The sequence below is a fragment of the Maricaulis sp. genome (assembly GCF_015665295.1).
GTDB lineage: Bacteria > Pseudomonadota > Alphaproteobacteria > Caulobacterales > Maricaulaceae > Maricaulis.
In genome coordinates, this window is sequence record NZ_JADFAJ010000044.1 from 1 (window position 1) to 8,006 (window position 8,006).

Here is an 8,006-nt window from a genome sequence, read left to right on the forward strand (position 1 = left end):
CGGCTTGGATACATCGGCCAGGATGGTCGGGGTAACACGAAAACGGCCGGGGCCTAAGCCTCGGTCGTGCAGAGGAAGGATTTGGACGGATTGACCAGCGCACCCGGCTTCAGGGCGGTGCGACCAACCAGCATGCGGAACCCCATCTCATCCCGCCGCGTCAGCGTCAACTCGATCGGCCAGACATGCAGCCCGATCCGGATCGATGTGCGGATCACATAGCGGCGCTGTTCCTGCCCGTTCGAGCTCTTGATCAGGCGGCTGTCGACGACGCGTGCCTCGCAGGCGATGCGGGTCTTGTTGTCATCCTGGTTGGGATGCAGCTCGAAACGCACCCAGTTCTCGCCCTCCTTCTCGAAGGGCTGGATCTTCCAGGCATGAATGGCCGAGGTCCGCGCGCCGGTATCGATCTTGGCCTTGATGCGCACCGCACCCAGCTCGGGCAGGCCCACCCATTCGCGCCATCCGACCACGATCGAGGGCGCCCCCGGCTGGGCCGTTGCATTCGATTTTGTCTTGCGAACCATGGCGCTGGCAGTCCCGTCAGGCAATCGCGGGCATGCAAGCACCGGCGCGCGGGAAAAGGCAAGCGGGAACAGTCGCGCCACGGGTCGGGCCGGCTCGTCTTTTCTTCCCCGTGAAATGGGGAAGTGGGCTCAGCGTCGCGACGCGACGCTGAGGTCGATGGGGTCCGAGCGAAGCGAGGAAGGGGCCAGGCGACGCTGCACCCATGCCGCCTACGGCGTCCCCCCTCTGTCTTGCCGCTTCGCGCCAAGCCACCTCCCCACGCTGTGGGGAGGAAAATCCAGCTTTGGCGCGCAGTGATCTAATCCCCGATCCAGAAGGCAAAGCGCGCCGGCTGCACGTCGCCGTTCAGCGTCGCCGTGCCGACCAGCAATTCGTCGATCGCATCCGCGCCGGTCTGCCATTCGGCCAGGGCGCCGTCGACATAGTCGGCCTCGATGACCAGCGTGCCGATATCGGCGTCCGACGCAGTGATCATCACGCCGTCATCGGTGATGGAAGCGCTGTCGATCGTCATGGCGTAGAGGCGGAAATAGGGTCCGTACTCATTCTCGCCGAGCTGGTCGGATGTGTCTTCCATGGCGAGGCGGACATAGGCCGGCTCGTCGCATTCCGGCATGGCCGGCCACAGCTCGATATTCTCCAGGATGAGATCGCCAAAGCGGATTTCCTCATTGGCGATGAAGTAACCCGAGGACGTGCCCTCGACCGTGTGGACAATGCCATTGGCGGTCGGGTCGATGATCTCCCCGGCCAGCGGATCAGCCGGGATGGTATCGGCGACCGGTGCCGGATCCGGTGCCAGGCCCTCGCCGGGCATCGTGTCCGCGCCCGTGACCGAACCCGGGTCCGGATCACCGGCCCCGAGATAAATGCCGCCGGCAATCGCACCGAGAACGGCGATGCTGATGATGTTCAACGCAGTTTTCATGTCTGCCCCCCTGCAAGACGAGCCAGACGCTACATCGTCACCACAAGGGCGTGAAGTGCATTCGCGTCAGGCGGGAGTGCCTGTCTTGCGGCGGGCGATCCAGATTTTCATCGTCAGCTGACCGCTCGGGTCTTCCGGGTGCAGGGAAGATTGATGGGCCAGTTCCAGACCGGCATGACCGATCAGGTCGGCCATCTCCTCATCGGCAAAGCCCAATCGGCGGTGAAAATGGTCCTCGCGCAGGGTTTCCAGCTGGTGTGGTGCAAAGTCGACGATCAACAGATTGCCGCCCGGCTTGAGCACGCGGGCGCATTCATCGACCGCCAGCGCCGGATCCTCGAGATAGTGCAGCACCTGGTGCACGGTCACGAGATCGGCAACCGCCGTGTCAAAGGGCAGCGCCCCGACATCGGCATGGCGGACAGAGCAATGCTTCAGCCCGGCCTTTTCCAGGTTCAGGCGGGCGACATTGAGCATGGAATGGTTGATGTCGACGCCGATGCCGCGCGCCACCCGGTCGGAGAACAGCTCCAGCACCCGGCCGGTCCCGACGCCGACATCGATCATCAGGCCGAAGGGACCGGGACCGGCCAGCTCGCGCATGGCGGCCTCCACCTTGTGATCGGCCAGGTGCAGCGAGCGGATCGTGTCCCAGTCTTCCGCAACGCTCTCGAAATAGGCCTGGGCGGCCTGGGCGCGGGCGTATTTGATGGCTTCAAGGCGTGACACGTCACGCGTCAGGACCGCGTCATCCTCGGGCACCAGCTCATTGGCCATCTGGGCCAGCTTGCGGCCGCCGCCGGCATCGGTGAGCCGGTAGAAGACATAGGCGCCCTCGGGCAGACGCTCGGCCAGGCCGGCATCGGTCAGCAGTTTGAGATGGCGCGACACGCGCGGCTGGCTCTGCCCCAGGATGGAGACGAGCTCGGATACCGTCAGCTCCCCGCGCGACAACAGGGCAACGATCCGCAAGCGCGTCGGTTCGGCGAGTGCTTTGAGTTGGGTGACGACGGCGTCCATGGAATCCCGGGAATACCTGCAGAATATGCCTTGCTTTTATCCGCATCCCCACGAAGTTCAAACCGGGCCGCTCAGGCAGGCCGATTCAGGAGTCAAACTTGGCCAAGCAGGATGTGATCATTATCGGGGCCGGGCTGGCCGGCGTGGCGGCAGCCCATGCCCTGCGCGAGCGTGGCCATGACGTTCTCGTGCTCGACACCCATCCCGGTGCCGGTCTGGAAACCAGTTTCGCCAATGCCGGCGCGCTGACCCCGTCCGAGCCGGAACCGTGGAATGCGCCGGGCGTGCACTGGAAACTCCTGGCCTCGCTGGCCGACCCGCATTCGGCGATGAAACTCCGCCTTCACGCCCTGCCCGGCCTCATCCCCTGGGGTCTGCAATTCCTCGCCAACTCGACGCGCAAGCGCCATGAGGCAGCCGCTCTCGCCAATTTCGCCCTGTCGCGCTACTCGCTCGGGCGCACCCAGGCGGCGCGGGACCAGCACAAGCTGGAATTCGCCAATCTTGCCAATGGCACGATGAAGGTCTGCCGCGATGCCCGCGCGCTGGAGCCGGCCCGCCAGGCCAGCCAGGCGCTCGCCGATGCCGGCCTGCGCTGGGAAATCCTCGACCGTGCCGCGATGGTGAAGCGCGAACCGCTGCTCGCCGATGTCGCCGACCAGATGGCGGGGGCGGTCTTCTATCCGGATGATGAGAGCGGCGATGCGCATCGCTTCACGCAGGCCCTCGCCGCGATTGCTGCCGGCATGGGGGTGCGCTTTGAGTATGGCTCGACCGTCGACAGCCTGATCGACCGTGCCGGCCGGATCATCGGCATCAGGACGGCGACCGAGGAGATCGAGGCCGACCAGGTCGTCATCGCCACCGGCCATGCCTCGCGCCGCCTTCTTGCCCCGCTCGGCCTGCACATCCCGGTGCGCCCGGTAAAGGGCTATTCGCTGAGCCTCGACATGTCGGGGCTCAATGACCGACCCGCCCTGCCCGTGGTCGACGATGCGCTGCACGCCATCGTGACGCCGCTGGGTGACCGGTTGCGGGTCGCCGGCACGGCTGAGTTCGCCGGCGAGGACCGGCGCCTGCGCGCCGAACGGGTGGAAAACCTGCGCCTGCTGTTGCGCCGCGTCTATCCCGCCCTGGCCGAACGCCTTTTGACCGGGGATGAAAAACCCTGGTGCGGCTTCCGCCCGATGTCGGCCGATGGCCGCCCCGTTATCGGCGAGACCCGTGCCAAGGGCCTGTGGATCACCACCGGCCACGGCCATCTCGGCTGGACCCAGGCCATGGGCTCGGCCGGCCTCCTGGCCGCCCTGATGGATGGCGAGACCCCGCCGGTGCCAGCCGAAGCCTTTTCGGCCAAGCGCTTCTAGAAAACACGAACCGCCAGGTTTCAGGGCATCTCGGTACGCGACAGTCGATGCCCGAAACTCTCTTTGATGAGTGCCGCCTCGAAGGCGCGGGCGGCGGCAAACAGGTCGACACCGATCTCCGCAAACAGGTCTGCATAGACGGCATTGGCGCGCTGCATATAGGCCTCGATCCGCAGGGACTGGGTGCGCCCGGCCGGCGTCAGGCAGAGCGGCTTGCGGCGGGCATCGTCGGGATCTTCACCCCGACAGACCAGGCCCGAGCGTTCGAGCACGCGGCTGGTCTTGATGACAGCGGCATGGGTCACCCCGAGCCGCCGCGCCAGCTCGGTGACGCTCTGATCGGCGCGCGACAGGAGCAGCAGCATTGAGAAGCTGCGCAGCGGCGCCGTTATTCCGGCCGCCTGCGCCGGCTCACTGCCATCCTCGACCAGGCGTTCGACGAGACTGCCCAGCAGGAGGCCAAGAAAGCCGGGCGCCATCTCGTCGTGAATCAGATTGTCGAGCCCCGCTTGTCTCTCGCTGAGCATGGTGTGCTTGCCTCCCTCGGCCATATGCGTTACCAGTAACGTTACTAGTAACGCATATGGCACACTGAGAGAATTCATGACCAAAGTCCACAGCTGGTTCGCCGCGCTCGTGCTGGCCTGCCTGCCCGCCTGCGCCAGCGCCGAGCCCGCCGCCCTGCCCGCCGAGGCACTGATCGAGGACGTGACGGACTGGCAGGACTGGTTGTTCGCCACCCATCCGCAGCCGGAGTTCAGCATGGATGTGGCGACCGTCGACGCCGCCTTCCACGCGCTCCGCGAGCGCCTCGACGGGCGCTATACGCGGCGCGAGGCCTGGCTCGAATTGGCGACCCTCAATCCGCTGTTCGCCGATGGCCACGTCACCCTGCGCCTGCCCCAGGCCGATTATGAGGCCTGGCTCGTCGATGGCGGCCCGGCCTTCACCCTGCCGGTCAGGATCATCGGCAACCGGCTGATCGTCGGCACAATCGTCGATCCGGCCAGCGCCCTGGCAGCCGGTAGCGAAATCACCCACATCAATGGCCAGCCAGCCGGCGCGATCCTTGCTGCCGCCCTTGCGCGCGCCAATGGCGACACGCCCGGCCTGCGCGCCCATGTTGTCGAGACCCGTTTCCCGCGCTTCCTGTGGGCGCTGACCGGCGGTGCCGAGGCCTGGCAGCTGGATGTCATCCGTCCTGACGGGTCAATCGCAAGCCACCAGCTCGACCCGGCCTCCGATCGCGCGGGCACGGCGCCACAGCCCTGGTCCCTGGACTTCATGCACATCGACGCGGCGCAAGGCGAAGCCGCGATCCTGACGTTGAACACCTTCATGCCGACGCTGGAGAGCGGGTTCGCCGCCTTCATCGACGCCAGCTTTGCCGAAATCGACGCGCGCGGCGCCGCGATCCTGATCATCGACATCAGCGAAAACGGTGGCGGCGCGCATCAGCTGTCAGACCACCTCCTGGCCTATCTGACCGACCAGCGCCACACACCGATTTCCGCTGTCACCGCCCGCATCACGCCGGAAAACCAGCCACTCGTCCCGGGCGCCCGGATCGGCGAGATCCTGTCCCTGCCCTTCGCCCAATGGGTCGAGCCACCTGCCAGTCTGGATCACCGCTTCACAGGGCGCGTCGCCTTCCTGGTCGGCGCCGGCACCTATTCACAGGCCATTGTCCTCGCCACAACGGCGCAGGATTTCAACATCGCACCGGTCGCCGGCCCCGGAACCGAGGGCCGCGCCAACTCAACCGGGCAGGTCCAGTTCCACACGCTCGCCCACAGCGGGCTCGAGGTGGCGGCCCCGATCTATGTCTTCACCCGTGCCTCCGGCGACACGTCCAGCGCGCCGGTCGTGCCGGACATTCCGCTCAGCGGCCCCCGCGAGGCGCAGATCAGCGCGCTGATTGCGCACCTGCTGGCAGACGACTGATACAAAAAGGGCCCGGCGAAACCGCCGGGCCCTTTCCTCGGATATCGGCGCGAACTAGCGCGCGAATTTCTGGAACTTGATCTTCTTGGGCATGTCGGCGTCCGGGCCGAGCCGGCGCTTCTTGTCCTCGATATAGTCCTCGAAATTGCCCTCGAACCATTCGACATGGCTGTCACCTTCAAAGGCCAGGATGTGGGTGGCCAGGCGGTCGAGGAAGAAACGGTCGTGCGAGATGACCACGGCGCAGCCCGGATAGGCTTCCAGCGCCTGTTCCAGCGCCGCCAGGGTCTCGACGTCGAGATCGTTGGTCGGCTCATCGAGCAGCAGCAGGTTGCCACCGGTCTGCAGCATCTTGGCGAGATGGACGCGGTTGCGCTCACCGCCCGAGAGCAGGCCGACCTTCTTCTGCTGGTCGCCGCCCTTGAAGTTGAACGTGCCGACATAGGCGCGCGAGGGCACTTCCTTGCCGCCCAGCTCGATCATGTCATTGCCGCCGGAGATTTCCTGCCAGACCGTCTTGTTCGGGTCGAGCGTGTCACGCGACTGGTCGACATAGCCCAGCTTGACCGTCTCACCGAGGCGGATCATGCCCTCGTCCGGGGTCTCCTGGCCGGTGATCATCTTGAACAGGGTGGACTTGCCCGCCCCGTTCGGACCGATCACGCCGACCACGCCGCCCGGCGGCAGCTTGAAGGACAGGCCGTCAATGAGGAGCTTGTCCTCGAAGCCTTTCTTGAGGTTCTCCACCTCGACCACGACACCGCCCAGGCGCGGGCCGGGCGGGATGGTGATCTGGGCCGTGGTGATTTCGGCGCGTTCGGCGGCATCGCGCAGATCCTCATAGGATTTGATACGCGCCTTGGACTTGGCCTGGCGGGCTTTCGGCGAGGAGCGGATCCACTCGAGTTCGCGCATCAGGGCACGATCTTTGGCGCTCTTTTCGCGGTCTTCCTGGGCCAGGCGCTTGGACTTTTGTTCAAGCCAGGCAGAGTAACCACCCTCATAGGGCACGCCACGGCCGCGATCGAGCTCGAGCGTCCAGGTGGTGATGCTGTCGAGGAAGTAACGGTCGTGGGTGACGACCAGGACAGCCCCCTTGAAGTCTTCCAGATAATTCTGCAGCCACTGCACACTCTCGGCGTCGAGGTGGTTGGTCGGCTCATCGAGCAGCAGCATGTGCGGGTCGGACAGAAGCAGGCGGCACAGGGCGACGCGGCGACGCTCACCGCCGGACAAATCGGTGACCGGCCAGTCGGCGGGCGGGCAACGCAGCGCCGTCATCGCCATCTCGATCTTCGAGTCGATGTCCCAGGCATTCTCGTTGTCGATCTTCTCCTGGAGCTCGGTCATCTTCTCCATCAGCTCGTCGGAATAATCCTCGGCGAGCTGCATCGAGATGGCGTTGAACGCTTCCAGAAGCTGTTTCGGGGCAGAGCCCTCGATCACGTTCTCCCAGACCGTCTTGTCTTCATCGAGTTGCGGTTCCTGGGCGAGATAGCCGACCTTCACGCCCTTTTCGGCCCAGGCCTCACCGGTGAATTCGGTGTCCATGCCGGCCATGATCTTCAACAGGGTGGATTTACCGGCACCGTTGACGCCGACAACGCCGATCTTGGCATCGGGCAGGAAGTGCAGGGAAATACCGTCGAACACGGGCTTGGCAGCGCCCGGATAGGTCTTCGACAGCTTGTCCATGTGATAGACGAATTTGTAAGCGGCCATGGGGGAGAGGCTCTCTTGTCTGGCAGGGAATCTTGAGCCGCACCGTGTAGCGGAGTGAGGCTGGAAGGGCAATGCGGTAAGAGTGTGGGGTTTGGGGCAGGCGAAGAGCGACTTTCCTCCCCATTCCATGGGGAGGTGGCTTGGCGCGAAGCGGCAAGACGGAGGGGCCGCCGCAGGCGGTGTGGCACGCTCACCCCTCGCTTCGCCCCATCCTCGCTGCGCTCGGACCCCATCGACCCGAGGCTCCGCCTCGGCCCACTTCCCCACATCGTGGGGAAGAATAGTGCGGGTTTATCCCACGTTTCATCGCCCTAATGCACTGTAAAGGCGAGACTTCCCGGAAACCTTGTCCGCCCCCGCCCGTTGCCGTCCCATAATCCTTGCCGTTCCCAGGCCATCTTGAGGCCCGGACCGGTTATCCGGGGGTTTGGGGATGGCGGAGCGCATCCGGTTTGGTGGGGTTGACCACCATCAGACCCGGTGCGGCCGCCGACGGG

At 65.3% G+C, this 8,006-nt stretch carries 7 protein-coding genes; 2 read left to right on the forward strand and 5 right to left on the reverse strand.

Features of this window, described 5'->3' with window-relative positions:
* Window positions 1-53 precede the first annotated feature (53 nt).
* The 3 genes from QZZ02_RS14995 to QZZ02_RS15005 all read right to left on the reverse strand — a co-directional run bounded on the left by QZZ02_RS14995 (window position 54) and on the right by QZZ02_RS15005 (window position 2,476).
* On the reverse strand, window positions 54-527 hold the full coding sequence (locus QZZ02_RS14995) for an ATP-dependent zinc protease (protein WP_291845612.1): 474 nt from the start codon (window positions 525-527) through the stop codon (window positions 54-56).
* Window positions 528-826: 299 nt separating this feature from the next.
* Window positions 827-1,456 carry a hypothetical protein gene (locus QZZ02_RS15000; RefSeq protein ID WP_291845614.1) on the reverse strand — a complete coding sequence of 210 codons (630 nt, stop codon included), beginning with the start codon at window positions 1,454-1,456 and terminating at the stop codon, window positions 827-829.
* Between the two features lie 66 nt (window positions 1,457-1,522).
* Window positions 1,523-2,476, reverse strand: a complete 954-nt coding sequence (locus QZZ02_RS15005) for a metalloregulator ArsR/SmtB family transcription factor (RefSeq protein WP_291845616.1) — start codon at window positions 2,474-2,476, stop codon at window positions 1,523-1,525.
* A 98-nt stretch (window positions 2,477-2,574) separates the two neighbouring features.
* Between QZZ02_RS15005 and QZZ02_RS15010 the strand changes: the two genes are divergently transcribed.
* On the forward strand, window positions 2,575-3,843 hold the full coding sequence (locus QZZ02_RS15010) for a D-amino acid dehydrogenase (protein ID WP_291845618.1): 1,269 nt from the start codon (window positions 2,575-2,577) through the stop codon (window positions 3,841-3,843).
* Between the two features lie 20 nt (window positions 3,844-3,863).
* On the opposite strand, the gene QZZ02_RS15015 is transcribed toward QZZ02_RS15010, so the two are convergent.
* Window positions 3,864-4,370, reverse strand: coding sequence for a MarR family transcriptional regulator (locus QZZ02_RS15015; protein WP_291845620.1), 507 nt, complete (start codon window positions 4,368-4,370; stop codon window positions 3,864-3,866).
* Between the two features lie 76 nt (window positions 4,371-4,446).
* Between QZZ02_RS15015 and QZZ02_RS15020 the strand changes: the two genes are divergently transcribed.
* On the forward strand, window positions 4,447-5,787 hold the full coding sequence (locus QZZ02_RS15020) for a S41 family peptidase (RefSeq protein ID WP_291845621.1): 1,341 nt from the start codon (window positions 4,447-4,449) through the stop codon (window positions 5,785-5,787).
* A 54-nt stretch (window positions 5,788-5,841) separates the two neighbouring features.
* Here QZZ02_RS15020 and ettA read toward each other — a convergent pair whose 3' ends face one another.
* Complete coding sequence (ettA, locus tag QZZ02_RS15025) at window positions 5,842-7,509, reverse strand: energy-dependent translational throttle protein EttA (RefSeq protein ID WP_291845622.1); 1,668 nt, start codon at window positions 7,507-7,509, stop codon at window positions 5,842-5,844.
* Window positions 7,510-8,006 lie beyond the last annotated feature (497 nt).

Excerpts from the sequence above, each read along its gene's own strand:
- QZZ02_RS15015 (WP_291845620.1), bottom strand. The coding sequence starts at position 4,370 with ATGCTCAGCGAGAGACAAGCGGGGCTCGACAATCTGATTCACGACGAG.
- QZZ02_RS14995 (WP_291845612.1), bottom strand. The coding sequence starts at position 527 with ATGGTTCGCAAGACAAAATCGAATGCAACGGCCCAGCCGGGGGCGCCC.
- QZZ02_RS15000 (WP_291845614.1), bottom strand. The coding sequence starts at position 1,456 with ATGAAAACTGCGTTGAACATCATCAGCATCGCCGTTCTCGGTGCGATT.
- QZZ02_RS15020 (WP_291845621.1), top strand. The coding sequence starts at position 4,447 with ATGACCAAAGTCCACAGCTGGTTCGCCGCGCTCGTGCTGGCCTGCCTG.
- QZZ02_RS15005 (WP_291845616.1), bottom strand. The coding sequence starts at position 2,476 with ATGGACGCCGTCGTCACCCAACTCAAAGCACTCGCCGAACCGACGCGC.
- ettA (WP_291845622.1), bottom strand. The coding sequence starts at position 7,509 with ATGGCCGCTTACAAATTCGTCTATCACATGGACAAGCTGTCGAAGACC.